Source organism: Rhodococcus opacus B4, assembly GCF_000010805.1.
Lineage (GTDB): Bacteria > Actinomycetota > Actinomycetes > Mycobacteriales > Mycobacteriaceae > Rhodococcus_F > Rhodococcus_F opacus_C.
Genome location: NC_012522.1, coordinates 1,128,393 through 1,151,243 on the forward strand (window position 1 = coordinate 1,128,393; position 22,851 = coordinate 1,151,243).

Sequence of the window (22,851 nt, forward strand, 5' to 3'; positions counted from 1 at the left end):
TCTACTATGAGGTGAATCACAGAAGGTGTCAAGGGCTGGGGTCGCGATCCGCGAGAACGTCCCTGACGACGCAACCGAGGGAGATCGAGATGCTCGACGACCGAGCCACCGCGCACGCGGGTGCGGAACGGTCGGCGGCCGGTCCGCAGAGACGCCCCACGATGTCCGATGTCGCGACGCGGGCCGGGGTGTCACGCACCCTCGTGTCCCTGATCTTCAGCGACAAGCCCGGCGCATCCGACGAGACCCGGGATCGCGTCCTGCAGGCCGCGGACGAACTCGGTTATCGCCTCGACCGGGCCGCCCGCATGCTCGCCCGCGGCCGCAGCCGCACCCTCGGAGTACTCATCGACGTCCACCAGACGTTCCAGGCCGACCTGATCGGAACCATCTACGCCGAGGCCGAAGCCGCCGGATACGAGGTCCTGCTCTCCGCAAGCGCACCCACACGGGACGAGCACAAGGCGATCGAAGCGCTCCTCAGCCACCGATGTGAGGGCCTGATCCTGCTCGGCCCCCTGTCCGAGGTGGACTACCTGCGCACACTCGCGGACCGAGCCGTGGTCACCGTCGTCGGCCGCGCACTCCACCAGACCGCCGTCGACACCGTGCGGACCGCCGACGCCAAAGGCATCCGGCAGTCTGTGGACCATCTGGTCGAACTCGGCCACCGCGAGATCGCGCACGTCGACGGCGGTGCGGACCCGGGCTCACCCGAGCGGCGGCGCGCATATCTCGCGGCGATGCGCCGGCACGACCTCTCCGACCACGTTCGTGTCATTCCCGGTCAGCACACCGAGGAGGCCGGTGTCGCCGCCGCGAACACCCTGCTGGCCGAGGACCGCCTGCCGACCGCCGTGCTCGCCGGTAACGACCGCTGCGCCATCGGCCTCCTGGACGTGTTCACCCGCGCCCACGTCGACGTGCCGGGCGACATCTCGATCGTCGGGTACGACGACAGCCACCTGGCCCAGCTGTCGCAAATCGACCTCACCACCGTGCGGCAGGACACGGACGGCCTGGCGCGCCATGCCGTGCAGTTCGCCATCGGCCGACTCGAGGACGACAACGTCGATCCGCAGGATTTCGTGATCGACCCCCGCCTGGTGGTGCGCGGCACGACCGGGCCTGCCCGGTCGTAGCCGCGCCCCGTCGGCACTGGACCCTACTGCGTGATACCCCTCAGGTATTCGACGCTCCGGACGACGTCGCGCAGGGGGCCTTCGTCCTTCGGCTCCGATGCGAGAATTGTGTCCTGCTCGAGGACGTACCAGCCGTGGTAGCCCCGATTCTGCAACCGCTCCACAACCCCGGCGATGTCGACGTCTCCGGCGCCGAGGGGCGTGTACATCCCCTGCGCGACAGCCTCGGTGTAGGTGAGCTCGCCCGCCCGGACCCGTTCGAGGAGCGTGGCATCGACGTCCTTCAGGTGTGTATGGGCGATCCGCTCGGGGGCCGTGGTGACGAGGTCGAGTGGGTCGGTGCCACCGATCAGCAGGTGCCCGGTGTCCAGGCACAGCGGGATCGACGATCCGTCGAGAATGCGGTCCACCTCGGCTCGGTTCTCGATCATGGTCCCCACGTGGGGGTGGATCACTGCCCGGAGTCCCCGGTCGGAGGCGGCAGACGACAGCCGGTCGAGGTTGCGCAGCAACGTTTTCCATCCCGCGTCGTCGAGCTCCGGCCGCGAATCGTAACCCGCGGCTCCCGTCACCGCCGCCAGGACGATCACTTCGGACTTCGATGCGGCGAGCGCGTCGAGCGCCCCGCCGACGGCAGCGACCGCGTCGTGATCCGGATCGTGGAGCAACACCGGGACGAATCCACCGACTGCCGTCAGGTCGTAGCGGGCGAGGGTGTCCGTCAGCTCCTGCGGATCCGACGGGAGAAACCCGTCGGGGCCGAGTTCGGTGGCGGCGAGACCGGCGTCGCGCATCTCGGTGAGTACCCGGTCGGATTCGAGCTGGTGACCCCAGCCCTCCACCTCACACACTCCCCACGAAATGGGCGCTCCTGCAAGTCGGATCGTCATCGTCGTATTTCATCCAATCGCACCGGACGGTGCTGTTGTAGTGACAGGGTCGCAGCCTCGGCAATCCCGCTCACGGATGCCGCCGAGCGGTCTGCGCGGCCAGACGTTCCGCGAGGACCACCGGATCGGCGTTCTCCCGCAGCGCTTCCCACACCGTGTCGACCTGGGTGGCCGGCGCGAGGCTGTGCACGGGCTGGTCGTGGTCGAGGTTGGTGGGGAACGGATAGCATTCGGCCGTCGCCACGACGGCGTTGCGAAGGGTGCGCTCGCTCGCCCCGGCAGTCTGCCGGGCCAGCAACGTCGGATACACGGCGTTCGCCATGGCCTCCCGGTCCAATGCTTCCATCGCCCGGCCGAACGGCGACGAGATCTGCAGCAGGTTGGCCATCCGCCGGATCTGCGCCGACCGGTTGTGGCCCGCGCCGTGATAGAGAGCCGGGTTGAAGAACACCGCGTCGCCCTTGTTCAGCGGCAACTGGACGTGACTGTCGCGGAAGAACTCGACGAACTCCGGGCGGGAAAACGCCAGGTAACCGGCGTCGAACAGCTGAGAGTAGGGCACGTACAGGGTGGGGCCGCTCTCGACGGGCATGTCGCAGTGCGCCACCGCACCCTGCAGCGTCAGAGCGGCCGACATCCGGTGCAGGTGCGCCGGATAATCGGACAGCTCGTGCACGGGGACGATGCCGAGGTGGTAATCCCGGTGCGGCACCTGCGCGGCGCCGCCGGGATTGACGACGTTGACCTGCGACGTCACCTGATACAGCGGTCCCAGCCAACTCTGGCAGATCAGCGCGAGGAAATCGTTGGCGTAATAGTCGGCGAACACGTCGGGGGCGCTGAGCGCTAGCTTCTGGGCGGCGTTCCAGATGCGGTCGTTCGCGCCCGGCGTGCCGAAGTGGTCGCCCGCCGCACCACCCGCCGCACGCTGCTGCGCGATCAGACGGTCGAACTGTTCCGTGGCCCTATCCACTACAGCGGAATCACTGAAGGCGTTCTGGAACACCACGATTCCGGGTCCGTCGGTGAGCGCGCGCACGAGTTCGGTCTGCACGGCGCGGCGCGATTGCGCGTCGTCGAGGCGGGGAGTCAGCGCGTCACTGCGGTAGAGCAGGACGTTCTGTTCCACGGAATGCGCGAACGGGTAGTCGGCGAGTTTCGTCGAGCGGTCGACGGATTCCCGGAAGGCGTCGAGGTCGCAGTCCGAGTCGCGGATCCACTCACGCCGGCCGGTCGGCGGAAGAGAAATGGTCATGGAGATAGTCTTGCTGTGATGTGAGCCGCAGACAACACCAGAAACCCATCATTTTCACCTCAGGAGTCGACCCGTGAAGCACCGCTACAAGGTTCGCGAGATCGCCCAGCAGTCGGGACTGAGCGAGGCGACCGTCGACCGCGTACTCCACGAACGGCCCGGCGTGCGGGAATCGACGAAAGCCGAAGTGCACCAGGCCATTGTCGACCTCGACAAACAACGCACGCAACTGAAGCTGAGCGGTCGGAAGTTCCTCGTCGATGTCGTCATGCAGACACCCGAACGCTTCTCCACCGCGTTCCGCGCGGCCGTCGAAGCGGAACTGCCGGCGCTCGCTCCCGCCGTCGTACGCTCGCGGTTCCACTTCCGGGAGACCGGGTCGGTACCGGCGATGGTCGAGACCCTCGACAGGATCGCCGCCCGCGGCTCGCAGGGCGTGATCGTGAAGGCACCCGACTCCGTCGAGGTCGTCGAAACCATCGACAGACTCGCCGCGGCGGGAATACCGGTGGTCACGTACGCCACCGACGTGCCGGGCAGTTCCCGGGTCGGCTACGTCGGCATCGACAACCGGGCTGCGGGCGCAACGGCCGCGTACCTCGTCGACCAATGGCTCGGCGACACCCCTGCCGCCGTGCTGATCACCCTCAGCAGCAATGCCTTCCGGGGCGAGGAGGAACGGGAGATGGGGTTCCGCGCTGCGCTGCGGAAATTCGGGACCGATCGCGCGGTGGTCGACATCGCCGAGAGCGACGGGCTCGACGCAACCATCGAGAGCCTTGTGCTTCGTGCGCTCGACCGGCACCCGGACATCGCCGCCGTCTACTCCATCGGCGGCGGCAACGTGGCCACGGCCCGCGCATTCGAACGCACCGGCCGCACCTGCCGCGTATTCATCGCCCATGACCTGGACGAGGACAACACGCGACTCCTGCGGGCCGGCACGCTTTCCGCCGTACTGCACCACGACCTTCGAGCCGACGCCCATCTCGCGTGCCGCATGCTCCTGCAGGCCCGCGGCGCGCTCGGCGAGGTCGTGACCGCGGCCTCACCCATTCGGGTGGTCACCCCGTTCAACCAGCCGTGACGGGCGCCGCCGGCGGTCTATCCCTGCGCGACCGGAACGCCGCGCGAGCGGAGCCAGCCCGCCGGGTCGATCTTGGTTCCGTCGGCCGTCCACACCTCGTAGTGCAGGTGGGGCCCGGTCGACTGACCACGGTTGCCCATGGTGGCAATCTGATCGCCCGCCCGGACCTGCTGCCCGACCGACACCAGCGATTGGTCGATGTGACCGAACACGCCGACGGTGCCGTCGTCCTGCTGCAGGCGGACCCACAGCCCGAATCCCGACGCCGGACCGGTCTCGATCACGGTGCCGTTGGTGACGGCCCGAATCGGGGTACCGATGGAGTTGGCGATGTCGATGCCGTTGTGGCTGGTGCCCCACCGGGCACCGAAGCCCGAGGTGAAGGTGCCATCGGTCGGGAACAGCACCGCAGGTCGACGCGCCGCCTCCTCGGCGGCGGCCTGACGTGCAGCCTGTTCGGCCGCTTCCCGGGCCACCCGCTCGGCCTCGGCCTTCTGCGCCGCGAGCCGCTCGACCTCACGCGCGGCGGCGCGCTGGAGTTGCTCGGCGTGGTCGGCGGTCAGTTCCGGCCGGGAAACCTGCAGGAACTGCGGCGGCGGCGCGAGCGACATCCCCGTCTCGGTGGATGCGTGCGCCACCTCCCCGGTGGCAGCGGAGGCGATGGCGCCGGACACGAGCAGCGCGGCAGCCGCCAGCGAGGTCGCGACCACATGTCGGCGGGCGGACTTCGCAGAACGGGAGCGACGGGCGTGCCGGGCCTGCGGGACGGTGTTCGGGTGTAGAGCCAAAACCACATTCCTCTGTCGAGTTCGTGACTGATAACGAAACGGTCACGGTTTCGACACAGGTTAGTACGCATTGGCCGGAAATCCACGTGTCGCATTGACGTCTGTGTATGGGGTCGAGTCCTCGACCCGGAATTATCGCCCCACCAGTCACATGAACCCCGGGAGAGCGCATCGACGTCAGTGGTTACGCCCCGGAAGTGTCGGAAGTCACTCGCCGCCTTCGACGAAACGACGACGGCGCCCGTGGTCGTGACCACGGGCGCCGTTATCTGCCGGGTCGAACGCTCAGCCGGCCGCCCGCAATTGGGCGGCCAGACGCATCGCCGAGTTCGCGTCCCCGTACCCCTCGTAACCACCGACGCGTTGCACCACCTCGAAGAACAGGTCGGCGCCCACCGTCTGAGTGAACAGGTGGAAGAACTCGCCACGGGCGTCGGCGTCGTACATGATGCCGGAACCGCTCATGCGGTCGAGGAGCTCGCGGGAGAGCCCGAAACGGGCCTCGAGGTCGTCGTAGTAGTTCGGCGAGATGACGAGCGGCTCGAAGCCGTTCGACTGCATGGTCGCCGCGGCGGTGAAGATGTCCGTGCACGTGAACGCCACGTGGCTGATCCCACCGCGCCGGGCCGCGGCGATGTGGGAGTTCCCCGACACCGCACCCGGAACCATGTTCAGGGAGATGCGCAGCGGACGGTCGACTCCGTCGGCGCCCGTCTGATCCATCGTCAGCGCCTGACTACGCATCATCCCGACCGCGTCCGTGACGTCGAGGCCCTCGTGTGGCGCCATCGCGAACACCGAGCGGAGCAGCAGCATGATGCCGTCCCAGTTGTCCGACGGGACGGCGAGCGCCACATGATCGACCCCGGTGAACACCGGCACCTCGTCCTGCCAGCGCGACTCCGTCGGATACAGGTCGAACGCCGACTGCCACGACGCGGCGCTACCCGGACCGCGCAGATCCAGGGACGTCGCGTCGGTGATCTTGAGACGCACCACATCGGATTCGGGGGCGGTGTCCACCCCGGGCAGCAGGACCTCGTGCACCGGGACCTCGAGCGCCGCGGCGCGCTCCCCCCACGCGTCGGGATCGCTCGACCGGATGCCGATCTGGGTGAGCACCGGCAGGTGCGCCGGCAGACCCGGCGCCGTCCAGACCGTGCCCGCTGTGGCGTCGACCACGATGGTCATCCGGCCGTGCCGCCATAACTGGAGGTCGTGGCTGCGGTGCCGGCCCACAAGACGGAATCCGATGTGCTGCAACGCTTGCCGGAGGTCGGAATCCTTACCGGGCCCGGCCGCGAGCCGGAGGGACACGATGCCTTCCAGCGGTGCGCGCGGCGGCGGCTCGAACAGCGCCAGACCCCGACCGGTGTCCTCACCGCGCTCGGCCTGCACCCGGGCGACCTCCTCCTGGAGGTACAGTAGCGAGCGGTGCGCGTCCGCGGCCGTGCGGCCCGTCGACGACTGCCGGAACGTGTCGTTGAAGATCTCCAGCGACCACGGCCCGGTGTATCCGGCCGCCTGGACGTGGGCACCGAACGTGGCGAGATCGAAGTTGCCCTGCCCGGGAAAGTTCCGGTGGTGCCGACTCCACTGCAGGATGTCCATCGACATCCGGGGCGCATCGGCGAGCTGCAGGAAGAAGATCTTCTCCCCCGGGATGTCGCGGATGCCGGACGGGTCGTCGCCGCGGGAGAGGATGTGGAAGCTGTCGAGGCAGGTGCCGAGGGCCGGATGGTCGGCGTCCTGCACGATCTTCCATGCGTGCCGGTACGTGTTGACGTGCGCGCCCCAGGCCAGCGCCTCGTAGGCGATGCGGAGCCCCCGGCTGTGTGCGCGCTCGGCGAGGGTGTGGAGTTGTTCGGTCAGCCGGGCGTCGTCCCGCACCGCCTCGGGCAGCGGCGACGAGCACACCAGCAGGGTGTCGCAGCCGAGCTGCTCCATGATGTCGAACTTGCGCTCCGCCCGGATCAGGTTGCGCGCGAACGTCGCGTCGTCCGCGGAATCCAGATCGCGGAACGGTTGATACAGATCGAGGGTGAGCCCGAGATCCGCTGCGCGGGAAGCCAGCTCACGCGGCGACCACGGCGAGCTCACGAAGTCGGGTTCGAACACCTCGAATCCGTCGAACCCGGCTGCCGCGATCGCGGTGACCTTCTCCTCCAGCGATCCACTCAAGGACACCGTGGCGACGCTCGTACGAACCTGTCGTTCCATGGCGCCGTCAGCCCTTGGTGCAGATGAAGTCGACGGCCAGTGCATAGCCGAGGATGCCGAGTCCGGCGATCACTCCGGTGGCCACGCCGGACACGTAGGAGTGGTGCCGGAATTCCTCGCGGGCGTGCACGTTGCTGATGTGCACCTCGACGAGCGGAACCTCGAGCGTCACCAGGGCGTCGCGCAGCGCCACCGACGTGTGCGTGAAACCACCGGGGTTGATCACGACGCCCGACGCCGTGGTCCGGGCCTCGTGCACCCAGTCGATCAGGTCGCCCTCGTGGTTGGACTGCTTCGCGACGATCTCACGTCCCGCTTTCGCAGCGGCACTGCGGCACAACTCCACGACGTCGTCGAGCGTCTCCCGCCCGTACACGTCGGGCTGCCGTTGCCCCAGCAGGTTCAGGTTGGGGCCGTTGAGAACAAAGATCGGTCCGGGAGCGGTCATCGCGCGCTTTACCTCCATTTGTACGAACTAGTGAGTTAGTTCGCACCCAGGATACAGCGCGCTCCCGCCTAGGCGGACTTGTCCCGGCGTTCTCCCCGCTCCGGCTTGCGCGGGACGATGGTCGGGAGCACGTTGTCGTTGACGGTCTCCGCGCTGACCACGACCTTCTCGACGTCGTCCCGGCTCGGGATGTCGTACATGACGGGAAGCAGGACTTCCTCCATGATCGCGCGCAGACCACGAGCACCGGTGCCGCGGAGGATCGCCTGATCGGCGATGGCCTCGAGCGCGTCCGTGGTGAACTCCAACTCGACGCCGTCCATGTCGAACAACCGGTTGTATTGCTTGACCAGTGCGTTCTTCGGCTCCGACAGGATCTGGACGAGCGATTCCTTGTCGAGGTTGGTCACCGACGCCACGACGGGCAGGCGGCCGATGAACTCGGGGATGAGCCCGAACTTGATCAGATCTTCCGGCATGACCTCCGCGAAGTGGTCCTGCGTGTCGATCTCCGCCTTCGACCGCACCTCGGCCCCGAAACCGATGCCGCGCTTGCCGACGCGATCGGACACGATCCGCTCGAGTCCGGCGAACGCACCCGCCACGATGAACAGGACGTTCGTCGTGTCGATCTGGATGAACTCCTGATGCGGATGCTTGCGACCACCCTGCGGCGGCACGCTGGCCTGCGTGCCCTCGAGGATCTTCAGCAGAGCCTGCTGCACACCCTCACCGGACACGTCCCGCGTGATCGACGGGTTCTCGCTCTTGCGGGCGATCTTGTCGACCTCGTCGATGTAGATGATGCCGGTCTCGGCGCGCTTGACGTCGTAGTCCGCGGCCTGGATCAGTTTGAGGAGGATGTTCTCGACGTCCTCACCCACGTATCCGGCCTCGGTGAGCGCTGTCGCATCGGCGATGGCGAACGGAACGTTGAGCATCTTCGCCAGCGTCTGGGCAAGGTAGGTCTTGCCGCAGCCCGTGGGGCCGAGCATGAGAATGTTCGACTTGGCCAGCTCGACGGTCTCACCACGCGCGTCACGGCCCTTGTCACCGGCCTGGATACGCTTGTAATGGTTGTAGACCGCGACGGCGAGTGTCCGCTTGGCGGCGTCCTGGCCGATCACGTAGTTCTCGAGGAAGTCCCGGATCTCGGCCGGCTTCGGCAGCTCGTCGAGCTTCACCTCGCTGGACTCGGCCAGCTCCTCTTCGATGATCTCGTTGCACAGGTCGATGCACTCGTCGCAGATGTACACCCCAGGCCCAGCAATGAGCTTTTTGACCTGCTTCTGGCTCTTACCGCAGAAAGAGCACTTGAGCAGATCCCCGCCGTCACCGATGCGTGCCATCTCGTCAGGTCCCTACTTCCTTCGTCTACGTGCAACCATCGAAACCGATCTCACGCCGAGCGCGCATCGACCGAAAACGAAAGCCCGTTATGTGACCGTACCCGCAGATCGCGAGCGAGGTCGACTGGTTGTCGGTGATTCGCGCACCGATCTTCGGGGAAAGCCAGCCTTGCCGATCCCGCACCCGGCTCGCGGCAACCACGCCGTCACGGCGTGTCGCCCGAGCCGGGGCGGCAGGAAATCACTTCTGGGCGCTGAGTTTGCGGTACTCGAGCACGTCGTCGATGATTCCGTAGTCCTTGGCCTCGGCGGCCGTGAGGATCTTGTCGCGATCGGTGTCCTTGCGGATCACGTCGGCGTCCTTGCCGGTGTGCTTCGCGAGGGTGGTCTCCATCAGGCGACGCATCCGCTCGATCTCGGCGGCCTGGATCTCGAGGTCGGAGACCTGACCCTGGATGCCGCCGGTGGCCGGCTGGTGGATGAGGACACGAGCGTTCGGCAGGGCGAGACGCTTGCCGGGGGTACCCGCGGCCAGCAGCACCGCGGCGGCGGAGGCCGCCTGTCCGAGGCACACCGTGGTGATGTCGGCGCGCACGTACTGCATCGTGTCGTAGATCGCCATCAGCGAGGTGAACGAGCCACCCGGCGAATTGATGTACATGGTGATGTCGCGGTCGGGGTCCAGCGACTCGAGAACGAGCAGCTGAGCCATCACGTCGTTGGCCGACGCGTCGTCCACCTGCACGCCGAGGAAGATGATGCGCTCCTCGAACAGCTTGTTGTACGGGTTGGACTCCTTCACGCCGTAGCTCGAGTGCTCGATGAACGACGGCAGGATGTAACGCGACTGGGGGCCTGCGGGCGCCTGGCCTCCCAGGCTGCGGGGATCGAACAGGTTGGTCATCAGTTCTCCAAAGGATGTGTGGGAGCGGTCAGTGAGGAAGCCGGGCTGCTACTGCCCGGTCCCGCCCGCCTGCGCCGCGCGGGAGACGACGTGGTCGACGAAACCGTATTCGAGAGCCTGCTGTGCGGTGAACCAGCGGTCGCGATCCGAATCGGCCGTGATCTGCTCGACCGTCTGACCGGTGTGCTCGGCGATCAGCTCGGCCATTTCGCGCTTGGTGTGCGCGAACTGTTCGGCCATGATCGCGATGTCACTGGCGGTACCACCGATTCCGGCCGACGGCTGGTGCATCATGATCCGCGCGTGCGGGAGGGCGTACCGCTTGCCCTTGGCCCCGGCGGAGAGCAGGAACTGGCCCATCGACGCGGCCAGGCCCATTCCGAACGTCGCGACGTCGCACTCGGCGAACTGCATCGTGTCGAAGATCGCCATGCCGGCGCTGACCGATCCGCCGGGCGAGTTGATGTAGAGGGAGATGTCCCGGCTGGGATCTTCTGCCGACAGCAGCAGGATCTGGGCGCACAGCTTGTTCGCGATGTCGTCGTCGACCTGGGTACCGAGGAAGATGATGCGCTCGCGCAGCAGGCGCTCGTACACCGAGTCGCTGAGGTTCAACCCAGCGGTGGCTGAAGTCATGGCGGGACTCTGCAAAGTCTCCAGGTGATTGGAAGTCACGGTACCTGCCTTCTCCGTAAATCGTTGATTGCTGACACAGACACTAACGAAGGAGGGCGGCACCGGAGTCCCGGTGCCGCCCTACTTCGCTCAAAGCGGAAAACATCTCACAGCCGAACGCGAGGGAAACACCCCGCGACCAGCATTACTTCTGGTCTTCGCCCTCGGCGGAATCCGACGCGACCTCGTCCGTGGACGCGGCCTCTTCGGTGTCGGCCTCACCGTTGCCGAACAGTTCGGCGGTGTCGACCGAGGCACCCGAGGTGTCGGTGACGGTGGCCTGCTCGACGACACCGGCGAGAGCCTTGCCGCGACGGACGTCGGCGAACACGGCGCCGAGCTGACCGGCCTGCTGGATCTGCTGGATGAACTGCTCCGGCGCCATGCCGTAACGCTGCGCCTGGAACAGGATGCGCTCGGTGAGCTCGTCCTGGCCGACGGTGACGTCGGAGGCGTCCGCGATGGCGTCCAGCAGAAGCTGGGTCTTCACCGAGCGCTCGGCGCTGTCCTTGGCGTCCTTGTCGAACTCTTCGCGGCTCGTGCCCTGCTCCTCGAGCAGCTTGTTCAGCGCGTCCTCGTCGTGATCGAGACCGTGCACGGCGTCGTGCAGCGCAGCGTCGACCTCGGCCTTGACGACGGCCTCGGGCAGCGGGACCTCGACGGTCTCGAGCAGGGTCTCGAGGACTTTGTCACGGATCTGACCGGCCTGCTCGACCTTGCGGACGCGTCCGACGCGCTCACGCAGGTCGGCCTTCAGCTCGTCGAGCGTGTCGAACTCGCTTGCCAGCTGAGCGAACTCGTCGTCCTCGGCGGGCAGCTCGCGCTCCTTGACGGTGCCGACGGTGACGGTGACGACAGCTTCCTTGCCCGCGTGGTCACCGGCGACGAGCGTCGAGGTGAACTCCTTGGACTCGCCGGCCTTGACGCCGACGACGGCCTCGTCGAGGCCCTCGATGAGCTGACCCGAACCGACCTCGTGCGACAGGCCGCTCGCGGTGGCCTCGGGAACGGCCTCGCCGTCGACGGTGGCCGACAGGTCGATGGAGATGAAGTCGCCGTCCTCGACCGCACGCTCGACACCGGTGAGGGTGCCGAAGCGCTGACGCAGCGACAGCAGCTGCTCCTCGACGGCCTCGTCGGTGATCTCGATCGGATCGACGGTGACGCTCAGCTCGCTGTAGTCGGGCAGCGTGATCTCGGGACGGACGTCGACCTCGGCGGTGAACTCGAGGAGCTCGCCGTCCTCGATCTTCGTGATCTCGATCTCGGGCTGACCGATCGCCTTCACCGAGGCGCTGGTGACGGCCTCGGAGTAGCGGGACGGGAGTGCGTCGTTGACGACCTGCTCCAGGACGGCGCCACGACCGACACGGGCTTCGAGCAACTTGGCCGGTGCCTTGCCCGGACGGAAGCCGGGGAGACGGATCTGTTGCGCGAGGGCCTTGTAGGCCTTGTCGAAATCAGGCTTGAGCTCCTCGAAGGGCACCTCAACGTTGATACGGACTCGCGTCGGGCTGAGCTGCTCGACGGTGCTCTTCACGGACTGGCTCCTTCGTGTGGTCGTGCTCTTTTACTGTGCGGCAGTTGCCTGCCCTGTGGTTCTGGTCGGGGTGACAGGATTTGAACCTGCGACCCTCCGCTCCCAAAGCGGATGCGCTACCAAGCTGCGCTACACCCCGGTCGAAGCCGGCTCTCGCCAACCTCGCGAGGACCCGAGGAAGAATCCTACGGCCCCCCGATTATGAAATCCAAAGCGAGGTTGGGTACAGTCACTCATCGCAGACGACATGCATGGCGATCCCAGGTTGTCGTATGCACGGGGATGTAGCTCAATGGTAGAGCCTCAGTCTTCCAAACTGATTACGCGGGTTCGATTCCCGTCATCCCCTCCACACAGGAGCGGTCCCACCCCAGGGACCGCTCCTTTTTTCTTGTGCAGGGGCGGTCGCGCACCTCGGATTCGCTATGACATGCATCACAGGTGATCGGGCGGCGGCCCCGCCCGTTCGCCCAGCGCATAACCCCGATTTCGATCAGTACTCTGGAAGATGTCCGATTTGTCCCCTACTCGTGGATGTTGCAGCCCCCGCAGCCGGCGGTCCGCGAGAACTCCGGAGGCCCACCGTGGAACTGCTACTCATTCTCGTGATCGTGGCGGCGGTCGCCTTCCTGGTGGTGAGGAGCCGCAACAACCGCGCCGGGCAGACCGCGAACCAGCTCGAGGACGCCAAGGCGGACGCTCGCCAGGCCATCGAACGACTCGGCGGACAGGTATACAGCCTCACCGGGTCCGACACCGCCTCCCAGCAGGCGCTGGCCGACGCGTCCGAGCGCTACACGGCGGCGGGCTCCCAGATCGATCAGGCGTCCACCCCAGTCCAGGCGCGTCTCGCCAAGCAGACGGCGCTTGAAGGCCTCTATTACATCCGCGCCGCCCGGACGGCCATGGGCATGGACCCCGGACCCGAGATCCCGTCGATCGACGGGCAGAAGTCCGCGGGCGCGGTCACCGAGGACCGTGAGGTCGAGTTCGAGGGCCGGCAGGTCGCGGCGTCCCCCAACCCGTCGTCGAAGACACCGAACTACTACCCGGGCGGTCGCGTCGCGGGACGCCCGGTCCCCGCAGGCTGGTATTCGGAGCCGTGGTGGAAGCCTGCCCTCGTCGCCGGCGCGTGGGGACTCGGGTCGATGTTCCTGTTCTCGGCGATGTTCTCCGGAATGGCCGGTGTGCCATACGACGCACAGGGGTTCGAGAGCGGCGCGGGCGACGCGGGCCAGGACGGCGGCGGTGACGCAGGCGCGGATGCCGGCGGCGGCGGCGACTCCGGCGGGGATGCCGGCAGCGACATGGGCGGGGACGCCGGCGGCGACGGTGGCGGCTTCGACTTCGGCGGCGGTGACGGCGGCGGCGGCTTCGACTTCGGCGGCGGCTTCGACTTCTAGCGGGCCGTCAGGCGGGCTGGCAACTCGGGCACCAGAAGAGGTTGCGGCCCTTCATGACCGCGTGGGCCACCGGAGTACCGCAGATCCGGCACGGTGAGCCCGCCCGACGGTAGACGTACGTCCGGGGACGGTCCTTCGCATACGCCGGATCGCCGTGATCGTCCTCGGGGCGGACGACGTGCATCCTGCCGCGGCGGACCCCGACCTTCATCAGCGCGACGAGGTCGGCCCACAGTGCGTCCCACTCGTCGCGTGACAATCCGCGGCCGGGCCGGGCCGGGTCGATCCCGTGCCGGAACAGGACCTCCGCCCGGTACACGTTGCCGACGCCCGCGATCACGGCCTGATCCATGAGCAGCGCCCCGATCGGGGTCTTCGACGCCGAGATGCGTTTCCACGCCTTGTCGGGGTCGGCGTCCTTCCGCAGCGGGTCCGGTCCCAGTCGCGCCTCGATGGCAGCGACCTGCGGCGGGTGGAGAACCTCACACGCCGTCGGTCCGCGGAGGTCGGTGCCGAATTCGGCGCCGACCATCCGCATCCTGACCTGCCCGACCGGTGGTTCCATGGGAACGGCGGCCTCGGTGAACGCCCCGTACAGGCCCAGGTGGACGTGCACGACCAGCCCGGACTCGTAGTGATGCCACAGGTGTTTACCCCAGGCCTCGGACTTGACGAGGACGCGGCCGTCGACGAGGGCCGCGTCCTCGGCGAATCTGCCCTGCGGGCTCAGCACCCGCACCGGCGCACCGGCGAACCGGCGTTGGTGTAGCCGGGCCAGCCGGTGCAGAGTGTGACCTTCGGGCAAGGACGATCAGGCCTCGGGCAGGGCCGGGGCCACGCCGGACTTCTCGAACTCGGACAGAATGTCGATGCGGCGCTGGTGGCGCTCCTCGTTCGACCACTCGGCGGCGAGGAACGCGTCCACGATCGCGAGGGACTCCTCGAGGGAGTGCATGCGCCCGCCGAGGCCGATCAGCTGAGCGTTGTTGTGCTGGCGGGCCAGCTGCGCGGTCTCGACGCTCCACGCCAGGGCGCATCGCGCACCCTTCACCTTGTTCGCGGCGATCTGCTCGCCGTTGCCGCTGCCGCCCAGCACGATCCCGAGGCTGCCCTCGTCGGCGACGACGCGACGGGCCGTCTCGATGCAGAAGGCGGGGTAGTCGTCGAGAGCGTCGTAGACGTGAGCGCCGCAGTCGACGGTCTCGTGGCCCGCGGCCTTCAGATGTTCGATGATCTCGTTCTTACGTTCGAATCCGGCATGGTCGGCACCCAGGTATACGCGCATGACTGGTGATTCTGTCAGGCGTCCTCGCGAATCGTGTCGGGACCCCGGGACGCTTATCGTGATCAGCATGTATCCCGACAACGGACCGAACTGGGGACAGGCGTATCCGGGACCTCGGCAGGCCCCCGCACAGCAGCAGTGGGGCAGCGGGACGGGATGGAATCCCCCGGTCCCGTTGCCGGGCCTCATGCCGAACGACCGGCCCGCCCGGCACTCGTGGGAGATCCCGCTGCTCGTGGCCGCGATCGTTTTCACCGTCGTCGCCTACGTGGCGGCGATCGCGGCCCTGTTCCTCGGAGTGGTGTCCACCTGGGTGCTCATCGTGCTGGTCGCGCCGATCCTCATCGCCGTCGGCCGCGGCCAGCTCTACGGCTCGCAGCAGGTGAACGGGATCAAGATGACGCCCACCCAGTTTCCCGACGGCTACCGGATGGTGGCGGAGGCGGCCGCACGGTTCGGGATGGCCGAGCCGCCCGACGCGTACGTCGTCCTCGGGAACGGCCGGATCAACGCGTTCGCGTCCGGGCACGGCTTCCGCCGCTTCGTCGTCGTGTACAGCGATCTGTTCGAGATCGGCGGCGAGGCCCGCGAGCCCGACGCCCTCGCCTTCATCATCGGCCACGAGGTCGGCCACATCGCCGCCGGACACGCGTCGTACTGGCGGCAGCTGGGCCAGTTCGCCGCCAACTACATTCCCGTCGTCGGGTCCGCCCTGTTCCGGTCGATGGAATACACCGCCGACAATCACGGCTACTGCGTGCGGCCGCAGGGCGCCCGCGGCGCGATGGGCGTTCTCGGCGCGGGCAAGTATCTGGTGAGCGTCGTCGGGTTCGACGAACTCGCCGACCGGGCCACCACCGAACGCGGGTTCTTCCCGTGGTTCGTCAATCTGCTGTCGGGACATCCGGTGCTGACCTGGCGCGCCGCCGCCCTGCGGAACCGGACCCGGCACGGTCACCTGTTCGTCAAACCCGGCCAGATCTACCGCGACCCGCTGCAACTGCAGTACGCGGGCGATCCGGCCGGGCCGGTCACTCGGTGACCGGAACGGGACTCAGTCGAACTGGGGGTCCTCGGTGCGGGTGCGCTTGAGTTCGAAGAAGTGCGGGTAGCCGGCGAGCGCGACCGCGCCGTCCCACACCTTGCCCGCGTCCTCGCCGCGCGGAATCCGCGACAGCACGGGGCCGAAGAAGGCGACACCGTTGACGTGGATGGTCGGGGTTCCGACGTCCGGTCCGACGGCGTCCATGCCCGCGGCGTGGCTCTCCCGCAGCGCGGCGTCGTACTCGTCCGATCCGGCGGCCTCGGCCAGTTCGGCAGGCAGACCGACCTCGGCGAGCGACTTGACGATCACATCGTCGACGTCCTTGTTGCCCTCGTTGTGAATCAGTGTGCCCATCGCGGTGTACAGCGGCAGCAGGATCTCGTCGCCGTGCTTCTGCGCCGCCGCGATCAGGACGCGCACCGGTCCCCACGCCCGGGTCATGAGCTCGCGGTATTCGTCCGGCAGATCCCGGCCCTCGTTGAGTACGGCCAGGCTCATCACGTGGAAGTTCGCCTCGAGGTCCCGCACCTCGGCGGCCTCGAGAATCCATCGCGAGGTGATCCAGCACCACGGGCACAACGGGTCGAACCAGAAGTCGGCGACGTCCTTGGCAGTACCGGTGTTCGTCCCAGCGCTCACGTGTTGCTCCTTCTCGGTGATGTACACGATCCGGTTCAGTCAACACCTCCCTGCCGGGAATCCTTCCCGGAGACCCCTTCGGCGGCAGTAGGGTCGGAAGTGGCCGACCGGAAGGGAGCATCCTCACATGTCCTCCACTCGCACGTTCGTCGTCGTCGGCGGCGGCCTCGCCGGAGCGAAAACGGCAGAAGCATTGCGTGACAAGGATTTCGACGGATCGATCATCCTCCTGTCGGAGGAGGAACACCTCCCCTACGAGCGGCCTCCGCTCTCGAAGGAACACTTCGCCGGAAAGAAGGCCCTCGGCGACTTCACGGTCCACCACGGCGACTGGTACCGCGACCATCACGTGGACCTGCGGTACGGCACCACCGCCACCGCCCTCGACCTCGGCGCCCACACGGTGACGCTGCCGGACGGATCCACACTCGGGTACGACAAGCTCGCGCTGGCCACGGGCTCGCGGTCACGCCGCCCACCGATTGCCGGCTCCGACGCCGAGGGCGTCCACTACCTCCGCACCGTCGACGAATCCGACCGGTTGATCGCCGCGGTCGGCAACGGTAAGCGGCTCGTGGTGATCGGCGCAGGCTGGATCGGTCTCGAAGTGGGAGCGTCCGCCCGGGAGAAGGGTGCCGACGTGACGGTGGTGGAAGCCGCCGAACTTCCGCTGCTCGGCTCGCTCGGCCCCGAGATGGGCACGGTGTTCGCGGAACTGCACCGCGAGCACGGCGTTCAGCTCCATCTCGGTGCCACGGTCGATCAGATCGTCGTCGAGGACGGCAAGGCCACCGGCGTGCGGCTCGGCGACGGGACGGTCCTGCCCGCCGACGCGGTCCTCGTCGCGGTGGGCGCCGCCCCCAACATCGAGATCGCGGAACGGGCCGGGCTCGACGTCGACGGCGGCGTTCTCGTCGACGCCGGATTGCAGACCAGCGACCCCGACGTCGTCGCGGTCGGCGACATCGCGGCGCAACTGCATCCGCAACTCGGCACCCGGATCCGGGTCGAGCACTGGGCGAACGCCCTCAACCAGCCGGCGGTAGCCGCCGCGACCATGCTCGGTCAGAAGGCCGAATACGCCCGGCTGCCGTACTTCTTCACCGACCAGTTCGACCTGGGGATGGAGTACACGGGGTACGCCCCGTCCGACGGGTACGAGCGGGTGGTGGTGCGCGGCAACCTCCCCGGACGCGAGTTCCTCGCGTTCTGGCTGGACGCGGACAACCACGTCCTCGCCGGCATGAACGTCAACATCTGGGACGCCACCAACGAGATCAAGCAACTGGTGTCCTCGTCCGCCGCGGTCGATCCCGACCGGCTGGCCGACCCCGCGGTGCCGTTGGCCGACCTGTCCGGTTAACACCCCCGGCCCACTCGTGATGGGATGGCAGCATCGAGTACGAGCACCGCCGCCGATCACGAGGAGACCTCTGTGGCCCCACCGAACCTGACCCGCGAACAGGCAGCCGAGCGAGCCCGGCTGCTGACCGTCGACAACTACCTGATCGAACTCGACCTCACCGACGGGGCAGGTCAACCCGGGGTCGAGACGTTCTCGTCGCGGACCACCGTCACGTTCGGGGCCACCCCGGGCGCGTCGACGTTCGTCGACATCGTCGCTGCGCGTGTGCATTCCGCCACACTGAACGGCTCCCCCGTCGACGTCGCGGATTACGACGAGTCCACGGGGATCACGCTCACCGGTCTCACGGAACGCAACGAGCTGGTGGTCGAGGCGGACTGCGCGTACTCGCACACCGGTGAAGGTCTGCACCGCTTCGTGGATCCGACCGACGACGCCGTGTACCTGTACTCGCAGTTCGAGACGGCCGACGCCAAGCGGATGTTCGCCTGCTTCGACCAGCCCGACCTGAAGGCGACGTTCGACGTGCACGTCACGTCCCCCGCCGATTGGAAGGTGATCTCCAACTCCGCGACCGTCGAGACGGTGAAAGCGGAACCCGGCAGGCACATCTTCCGCACCACGCCGAAGATGAGCACCTACCTCGTCGCGCTGATCGCGGGTCCGTACGCGGAGTGGACGGACAACTACTCCGACGAGCACGGCGACATTCCGCTCGCGATCTACTGCCGCGCCTCCCTAGGGCAGCACATGGACGCCGAGCGCCTGTTCACGGAGACCAAGCAGGGCTTCGACTTCTACCACCGCAACTTCGGCACCCCCTACGCATTCGGCAAGTACGACCAGCTGTTCGTGCCCGAATTCAACGCGGGCGCAATGGAGAACGCGGGCGCCGTGACGTTCCTCGAGGACTACGTCTTCCGGTCCAAGGTAACCCGGGCGTCGTACGAGCGGCGCGCCGAGACCGTGCTGCACGAGATGGCGCACATGTGGTTCGGCGACCTCGTCACCATGCGCTGGTGGGACGACCTGTGGCTCAACGAGTCCTTCGCGACGTTCGCCTCCGTGCTCTGCCAGAGCGAGGCCACCGAATACACCAACGCCTGGACCACGTTCGCGAACGTCGAGAAGTCGTGGGCGTACCGGCAGGATCAGCTGCCGTCCACCCACCCCATCGCCGCCGACATCCCGGACCTCGCCGCGGTCGAGGTGAACTTCGACGGCATCACGTACGCGAAGGGCGCGTCCGTCCTCAAACAGCTCGTCGCGTACGTCGGACTCGACCCCTTCCTGTCCGGTCTGCGGGACTACTTCCGCGACCACGCCTTCGACAACGCCACGTTCGACGACCTCCTCGGCGCACTCGAGAAGTCCTCGGGCCGCGACCTGTCCGACTGGGGCACCCAGTGGCTCAAGACCACCGGGCTCAACATCCTGCGTCCCGAGTTCGACGTCGACGCGGACGGCAAGTTCACCCGGTTCACCGTGCTGCAGGACGGCGCCGCACCGGGCGCCGGTGAGCGACGGGTGCACCGCATCGCGGTCGGTGTGTACGACGACCGGAACGGCAAGCTCGTCCGCACGAAGCGGGTGGAACTCGACGTCGACGCCACCGAACGCACCGACGTCACCGAACTCGTCGGTGTCGAACGCGGTCAGCTGATCCTCGTCAACGACGACGACCTCACGTACTGCTCGCTGCGGCTCGACCCCGACTCGCTGGCCACCGCCATCGAGCGGATCGGCGACATCGAGGAGCCACTCCCCCGCACCCTGGTGTGGTCGGCGGCGTGGGAGATGACGCGTCAGGCCGAACTCAAGGCGCGCGATTTCGTCGCCCTCGTGCAGCGCGGCGTCGGCGCCGAAACCGAGGTCGGCGTGGTCCAGCGACTGCTGATGCAGGCCCAGACCGCGCTGCACAGCTACGCCGAACCCGGGTGGTCCAAGGAACACGGCTGGCCCGACTTCGCGAACCGCCTGCTCGAACTGGCGCGGGAGGCCGAGGCCGGTTCGGACCATCAGCTGGCGTTCGTCAACGCGCTGGCCGGCGCGCAGCTGTCGCCCTGGCACACCGAGGTCCTGCAGGAACTGCTGGACGCCGCACCGGAGACGGTCGGGCTGCCGGGGCTCGTCGTCGACACGGACCTGCGCTGGCGTCTCGTCACCGCCCTCGCCGGGGCCGGTGAGATCGACGCCGAGGGCATCGAGACGCCGTTCATCGACGCCGAAGCCGAACGCGACCCGACCGCGGCAGGGGCCCGCAACGCCGCCGCCGCGGCCACCGTCCGCCCGCAGGCCGCGGTGAAGGAACAGGCGTGGAACCGGGTGGTCGGCGACGACTCCGTGCCGAACATCACCGCCCGCTCGATCATCGGCGCGTTCGCCGGTCACGGTCAGTCCGACATCCTCGAGCCGTACGTCGCCCGTTACTTCGCGGACATTCCCGCGGTGTGGGAGCGGCGTTCGAGCGAAGTCGCCCAGACCGTGGTGGTGGGCCTGTACCCGTCGTGGTCGATCAGCGAGGAGTCCGTCGCGGCAGCCGACGACTTCCTGGCCGGTGACCATCCGCCGGCGCTGCGCCGCCTGGTGGTCGAGGGCCGGGCGGGAATCGTCCGTTCGCTCGCGGCCCGCAAGTTCGACGCGAGCTGATCGGTGGCCGATCCTGCCGGCCTAGTCCGGCAGGATCGGCACGCTCACACCCGGATCCCGGCCCAGCAGAACCGCGCGGGTGACCGCCGCGGAGCCGAAACGGTCGCGGAGGCTGTCGAGCGTGGTGTCGAGAGTGCTGCGCGTGTAGGGATCGAACGGCAGCGCCAATTGCTGGGGGCAGTCGTCCTCGAGGTTGGCCACCGCGACACCGACGAGGGTGATGCCCTTGCTCTCGATCATCGGCATCGCGTTGCCGAGCAGGCCCCGGGCCGTGGTGAGGATCGTCTGCGTCTGCGCCGACGGCTGCGCCAGGGTGTGCGACCGGGTGACCCGGGTGAAGTCGTCGAACCGCAGCCGCAGCACCACCGTGCGCCCCACCCGCTTGCCGCGGCGCAACCGGCCCGCCACCCGGTCGACCAACGCGACCAGGGCGGCGTCCACGTCCTCCCGCGACTTCGGCCCGCGTCCCAGCGCATGCTGGGCGCCGACGGACCGCCGCCTGCGTCCCACCTGCACCGGCCGGGGGTCGCGCGCCCAGGCGAGCGCGTGGAGGTGGTGGCCCGCCGCCGGTCCGACGATGGACACGAGCAGCTCTTCCGGATGGTGGGCGAGTTGGCCGACGGTGGCGATTCCGGCGTCGCGGAGCTTGCGCGACGTCACCGCCCCGACCCCCCACAGCCGTTCGACCGGCAGCGGGTGGAGGAATTCGATCTCCCCCTCCGGCGGTACGTGCAGCAGTCCGTCGGGCTTGCCCACCGCGCTGGCGACCTTGGCGAGAAACTTCGTTCGCGCGACACCGACGGTGATCGGCAGACCCACCTGCTCGCGTACGTCGCGGCGGAGGCGGGCAGCGATGTCGACCGGTGCGCCCGCGATCTTGCGCAGACCGGCGACGTCGAGAAACGCCTCGTCGATCGACAGGCCCTCGACCAGGGGTGTCGTGTGCCCGAAGACCTCGAACACCGCCTTGCTCGCGGCCGCATACGCCGACATCCGCGGTCGCACCACGACGGCGTGCGGACACAGGCGCAGCGCCTGGGCGCCGCTACTGGCCGTGCGCACCCCGTACGCCTTCGCCTCGTAGCTCGCGGCCAGCACGACCCCACCGCCGACGATCACCGGACGACCCCGCAGTGCAGGGTCGTCCCGTTGCTCCACCGAGGCGTAGAACGCGTCGAGGTCGGCGTGCAGGATGGTCGCCTCGGCGCCACTCGAGATACGCGGGCGCGGCGAATCGGACACGAACATATGTTCGCATCGACCACCGACAGAAGTCGAGGGCGGCTCAGGCCGACAGCAGCGTGCGCAGTGCGGTCGGTGTCTCCCCGAGGTGGACGCGGATCGTCCTGGTCAGATGGGCCTGATCCGAGAACCCCAGGTCGGCGGCGAGGCAGGCGAGGTCCCGGTCGCCGGCCTCGATCCGCGCGAGCGCCCGGCCTACCCGGACCCGGTTGCGGTACCTGGTGAGCGAGATCCCCATGACCGCGCTGCAGGCGCGGCTCAGAGCGAACGGCGATACTCCGATCCGGTCGGCGAGGGGTAGCAGTCCGTGCGAGCCGGGCTCGTCGTCGAGGATCGCCGCGCGAGCGGCGGCGGCGACCGCGGCGTCCGGAAGCCCGCCGCGCCGATGCGCACTCGACCGTTCCCGGGACGCGGCGAGCGCGGCGACCGCGACGAGTCGGACGACCTCCTCCGCGAGGGCGAACTGGATGTCGCCGGTGCGGCCGGCCCGGAGCAGGCGCCGGTGCAGAAGGTCGACGGAGGCGTCGACGTACACGTCGGACCGGGCGAGCACCCAGTGCTCACCGGCGAGGGTCCGCCACAGCTCGGGCCGGACGCCTATCGACGTGCACCGGTCTCCCCCGGCGGGGTGCGCGAACTGCTCCGCCTCACCCGGGACGCCGAGGTAGGCGACAGTCGGGTCGACCGTCGACTCGCACCTGCCGATCCGGCGCAGGAAACGGCCGCCGCGGACGAGCACGAGCCGGTGGTCGCCGCGCACCTCCACGTCCGACCAACCCGGGTGTTTGGCGCAGCAGTCCACCGTCCAGACGCTCGCGCCCGGCAGAAGTGCGACCTCGCTCATCGCCACGACGGGGACGCTACCCGCGAGGACCGACACTTCCGGAGAGTGAAGTGGCCTGCAAGAATCTTCAATCTTCGTGG

At 68.1% G+C, this 22,851-nt stretch carries 20 protein-coding genes and 2 tRNA genes; 7 read left to right on the forward strand and 15 right to left on the reverse strand.

Going from position 1 to position 22,851, the window contains the following annotated elements:
- The first annotated feature begins 89 nt into the window (after window positions 1-89).
- A complete protein-coding gene (locus tag ROP_RS05290; protein WP_012688309.1) occupies window positions 90-1,142 on the forward strand; it encodes a LacI family DNA-binding transcriptional regulator in 1,053 nt (350 codons plus the stop codon).
- 23 nt (window positions 1,143-1,165) lie between these two features.
- Here ROP_RS05290 and ROP_RS05295 read toward each other — a convergent pair whose 3' ends face one another.
- Together ROP_RS05295 and ROP_RS05300 are read right to left on the reverse strand one after the other, a co-directional pair.
- The gene (locus ROP_RS05295) at window positions 1,166-2,032 is read right to left on the reverse strand and encodes a sugar phosphate isomerase/epimerase family protein (RefSeq protein ID WP_012688310.1); all 867 of its coding nucleotides are present in this window, start codon (window positions 2,030-2,032) and stop codon (window positions 1,166-1,168) included.
- 70 nt (window positions 2,033-2,102) lie between these two features.
- Window positions 2,103-3,287, reverse strand: coding sequence for a phytanoyl-CoA dioxygenase family protein (locus tag ROP_RS05300; protein ID WP_012688311.1), 1,185 nt, complete (start codon window positions 3,285-3,287; stop codon window positions 2,103-2,105).
- A gap of 73 nt (window positions 3,288-3,360) precedes the next feature.
- On the opposite strand from ROP_RS05300, the gene ROP_RS05305 reads away from it, so the two are divergent.
- The gene (locus ROP_RS05305; RefSeq protein WP_012688312.1) at window positions 3,361-4,374 is read left to right on the forward strand and encodes a LacI family DNA-binding transcriptional regulator; all 1,014 of its coding nucleotides are present in this window, start codon (window positions 3,361-3,363) and stop codon (window positions 4,372-4,374) included.
- 17 nt (window positions 4,375-4,391) lie between these two features.
- Here ROP_RS05305 and ROP_RS05310 read toward each other — a convergent pair whose 3' ends face one another.
- From ROP_RS05310 to ROP_RS05345, 8 genes are all read right to left on the reverse strand, one after another.
- Window positions 4,392-5,162 carry a M23 family metallopeptidase gene (locus ROP_RS05310; RefSeq protein WP_080512563.1) on the reverse strand — a complete coding sequence of 257 codons (771 nt, stop codon included), beginning with the start codon at window positions 5,160-5,162 and terminating at the stop codon, window positions 4,392-4,394.
- Window positions 5,163-5,447: 285 nt separating this feature from the next.
- Window positions 5,448-7,382: a sugar phosphate isomerase/epimerase and 4-hydroxyphenylpyruvate domain-containing protein gene (locus ROP_RS05315; RefSeq protein WP_012688314.1), complete on the reverse strand. Its 1,935-nt coding sequence runs from the start codon at window positions 7,380-7,382 to the stop codon at window positions 5,448-5,450.
- Window positions 7,383-7,389: 7 nt separating this feature from the next.
- Complete coding sequence (gene aroQ / locus ROP_RS05320) at window positions 7,390-7,830, reverse strand: type II 3-dehydroquinate dehydratase (protein WP_043824247.1); 441 nt, start codon at window positions 7,828-7,830, stop codon at window positions 7,390-7,392.
- A 68-nt stretch (window positions 7,831-7,898) separates the two neighbouring features.
- On the reverse strand, window positions 7,899-9,179 hold the full coding sequence (gene clpX / locus ROP_RS05325) for an ATP-dependent Clp protease ATP-binding subunit ClpX (RefSeq protein WP_005248181.1): 1,281 nt from the start codon (window positions 9,177-9,179) through the stop codon (window positions 7,899-7,901).
- Window positions 9,180-9,420: 241 nt separating this feature from the next.
- On the reverse strand, window positions 9,421-10,083 hold the full coding sequence (locus ROP_RS05330; protein WP_012688316.1) for an ATP-dependent Clp protease proteolytic subunit: 663 nt from the start codon (window positions 10,081-10,083) through the stop codon (window positions 9,421-9,423).
- A 48-nt stretch (window positions 10,084-10,131) separates the two neighbouring features.
- Window positions 10,132-10,719 (reverse strand): ATP-dependent Clp protease proteolytic subunit, encoded by a 588-nt coding sequence (locus ROP_RS05335; protein ID WP_011594411.1) that lies wholly within the window; start codon window positions 10,717-10,719, stop codon window positions 10,132-10,134.
- A 184-nt stretch (window positions 10,720-10,903) separates the two neighbouring features.
- Window positions 10,904-12,298, reverse strand: coding sequence for a trigger factor (gene tig / locus ROP_RS05340; protein ID WP_012688317.1), 1,395 nt, complete (start codon window positions 12,296-12,298; stop codon window positions 10,904-10,906).
- A gap of 62 nt (window positions 12,299-12,360) precedes the next feature.
- Window positions 12,361-12,437, reverse strand: a tRNA-Pro gene (locus ROP_RS05345).
- Window positions 12,438-12,576: 139 nt separating this feature from the next.
- Here ROP_RS05345 and ROP_RS05350 point away from each other — a divergent pair.
- Both ROP_RS05350 and ROP_RS05355 read left to right on the forward strand, forming a co-directional pair.
- Window positions 12,577-12,650 (forward strand) — tRNA-Gly (locus ROP_RS05350).
- 232 nt (window positions 12,651-12,882) lie between these two features.
- Window positions 12,883-13,701 (forward strand): hypothetical protein, encoded by an 819-nt coding sequence (locus tag ROP_RS05355; RefSeq protein ID WP_012688318.1) that lies wholly within the window; start codon window positions 12,883-12,885, stop codon window positions 13,699-13,701.
- Between the two features lie 7 nt (window positions 13,702-13,708).
- Here the strand turns inward: ROP_RS05355 and ROP_RS05360 are convergent, their stop codons facing one another.
- Window positions 13,709-14,506 (reverse strand): Fpg/Nei family DNA glycosylase, encoded by a 798-nt coding sequence (locus ROP_RS05360; RefSeq protein WP_012688319.1) that lies wholly within the window; start codon window positions 14,504-14,506, stop codon window positions 13,709-13,711.
- Between the two features lie 6 nt (window positions 14,507-14,512).
- A complete protein-coding gene (locus ROP_RS05365) occupies window positions 14,513-14,986 on the reverse strand; it encodes a ribose-5-phosphate isomerase (RefSeq protein WP_012688320.1) in 474 nt (157 codons plus the stop codon).
- 58 nt (window positions 14,987-15,044) lie between these two features.
- Between ROP_RS05365 and ROP_RS05370 the strand changes: the two genes are divergently transcribed.
- Entirely contained in the window at window positions 15,045-16,028 is a 984-nt protein-coding gene (locus ROP_RS05370; RefSeq protein WP_012688321.1) for a M48 family metallopeptidase, read from the forward strand.
- Between the two features lie 12 nt (window positions 16,029-16,040).
- On the opposite strand, the gene ROP_RS05375 is transcribed toward ROP_RS05370, so the two are convergent.
- Window positions 16,041-16,697, reverse strand: coding sequence for a DsbA family oxidoreductase (locus ROP_RS05375; protein WP_373414756.1), 657 nt, complete (start codon window positions 16,695-16,697; stop codon window positions 16,041-16,043).
- Window positions 16,698-16,797: 100 nt separating this feature from the next.
- On the opposite strand from ROP_RS05375, the gene ROP_RS05380 reads away from it, so the two are divergent.
- Together ROP_RS05380 and pepN are read left to right on the forward strand one after the other, a co-directional pair.
- Entirely contained in the window at window positions 16,798-18,033 is a 1,236-nt protein-coding gene (locus ROP_RS05380; RefSeq protein WP_012688323.1) for an NAD(P)/FAD-dependent oxidoreductase, read from the forward strand.
- A gap of 72 nt (window positions 18,034-18,105) precedes the next feature.
- A complete protein-coding gene (pepN, locus tag ROP_RS05385) occupies window positions 18,106-20,685 on the forward strand; it encodes an aminopeptidase N (protein ID WP_012688324.1) in 2,580 nt (859 codons plus the stop codon).
- A gap of 21 nt (window positions 20,686-20,706) precedes the next feature.
- On the opposite strand, the gene dinB is transcribed toward pepN, so the two are convergent.
- Together dinB and ROP_RS44005 are read right to left on the reverse strand one after the other, a co-directional pair.
- On the reverse strand, window positions 20,707-21,933 hold the full coding sequence (dinB, locus tag ROP_RS05390; protein WP_043824250.1) for a DNA polymerase IV: 1,227 nt from the start codon (window positions 21,931-21,933) through the stop codon (window positions 20,707-20,709).
- Between the two features lie 37 nt (window positions 21,934-21,970).
- Complete coding sequence (locus tag ROP_RS44005; protein WP_050785181.1) at window positions 21,971-22,771, reverse strand: helix-turn-helix domain-containing protein; 801 nt, start codon at window positions 22,769-22,771, stop codon at window positions 21,971-21,973.
- Window positions 22,772-22,851 lie beyond the last annotated feature (80 nt).

Bases quoted from the DNA above. Each gene is read 5' to 3' on its own strand.
- ROP_RS05290 (WP_012688309.1), top strand. From the start codon at position 90: ATGCTCGACGACCGAGCCACCGCGCACGCGGGTGCGGAACGGTCGGCG.
- ROP_RS05295 (WP_012688310.1), bottom strand. From the start codon at position 2,032: ATGACGATCCGACTTGCAGGAGCGCCCATTTCGTGGGGAGTGTGTGAG.
- ROP_RS05300 (WP_012688311.1), bottom strand. From the start codon at position 3,287: ATGACCATTTCTCTTCCGCCGACCGGCCGGCGTGAGTGGATCCGCGAC.
- ROP_RS05315 (WP_012688314.1), bottom strand. From the start codon at position 7,382: ATGGAACGACAGGTTCGTACGAGCGTCGCCACGGTGTCCTTGAGTGGA.
- aroQ (WP_043824247.1), bottom strand. From the start codon at position 7,830: ATGACCGCTCCCGGACCGATCTTTGTTCTCAACGGCCCCAACCTGAAC.
- clpX (WP_005248181.1), bottom strand. From the start codon at position 9,179: ATGGCACGCATCGGTGACGGCGGGGATCTGCTCAAGTGCTCTTTCTGC.
- ROP_RS05330 (WP_012688316.1), bottom strand. From the start codon at position 10,083: ATGACCAACCTGTTCGATCCCCGCAGCCTGGGAGGCCAGGCGCCCGCA.
- ROP_RS05335 (WP_011594411.1), bottom strand. From the start codon at position 10,719: ATGACTTCAGCCACCGCTGGGTTGAACCTCAGCGACTCGGTGTACGAG.
- ROP_RS05365 (WP_012688320.1), bottom strand. From the start codon at position 14,986: ATGCGCGTATACCTGGGTGCCGACCATGCCGGATTCGAACGTAAGAAC.
- ROP_RS05380 (WP_012688323.1), top strand. From the start codon at position 16,798: ATGTCCTCCACTCGCACGTTCGTCGTCGTCGGCGGCGGCCTCGCCGGA.
- dinB (WP_043824250.1), bottom strand. From the start codon at position 21,933: ATGTTCGTGTCCGATTCGCCGCGCCCGCGTATCTCGAGTGGCGCCGAG.
- ROP_RS44005 (WP_050785181.1), bottom strand. From the start codon at position 22,771: ATGAGCGAGGTCGCACTTCTGCCGGGCGCGAGCGTCTGGACGGTGGAC.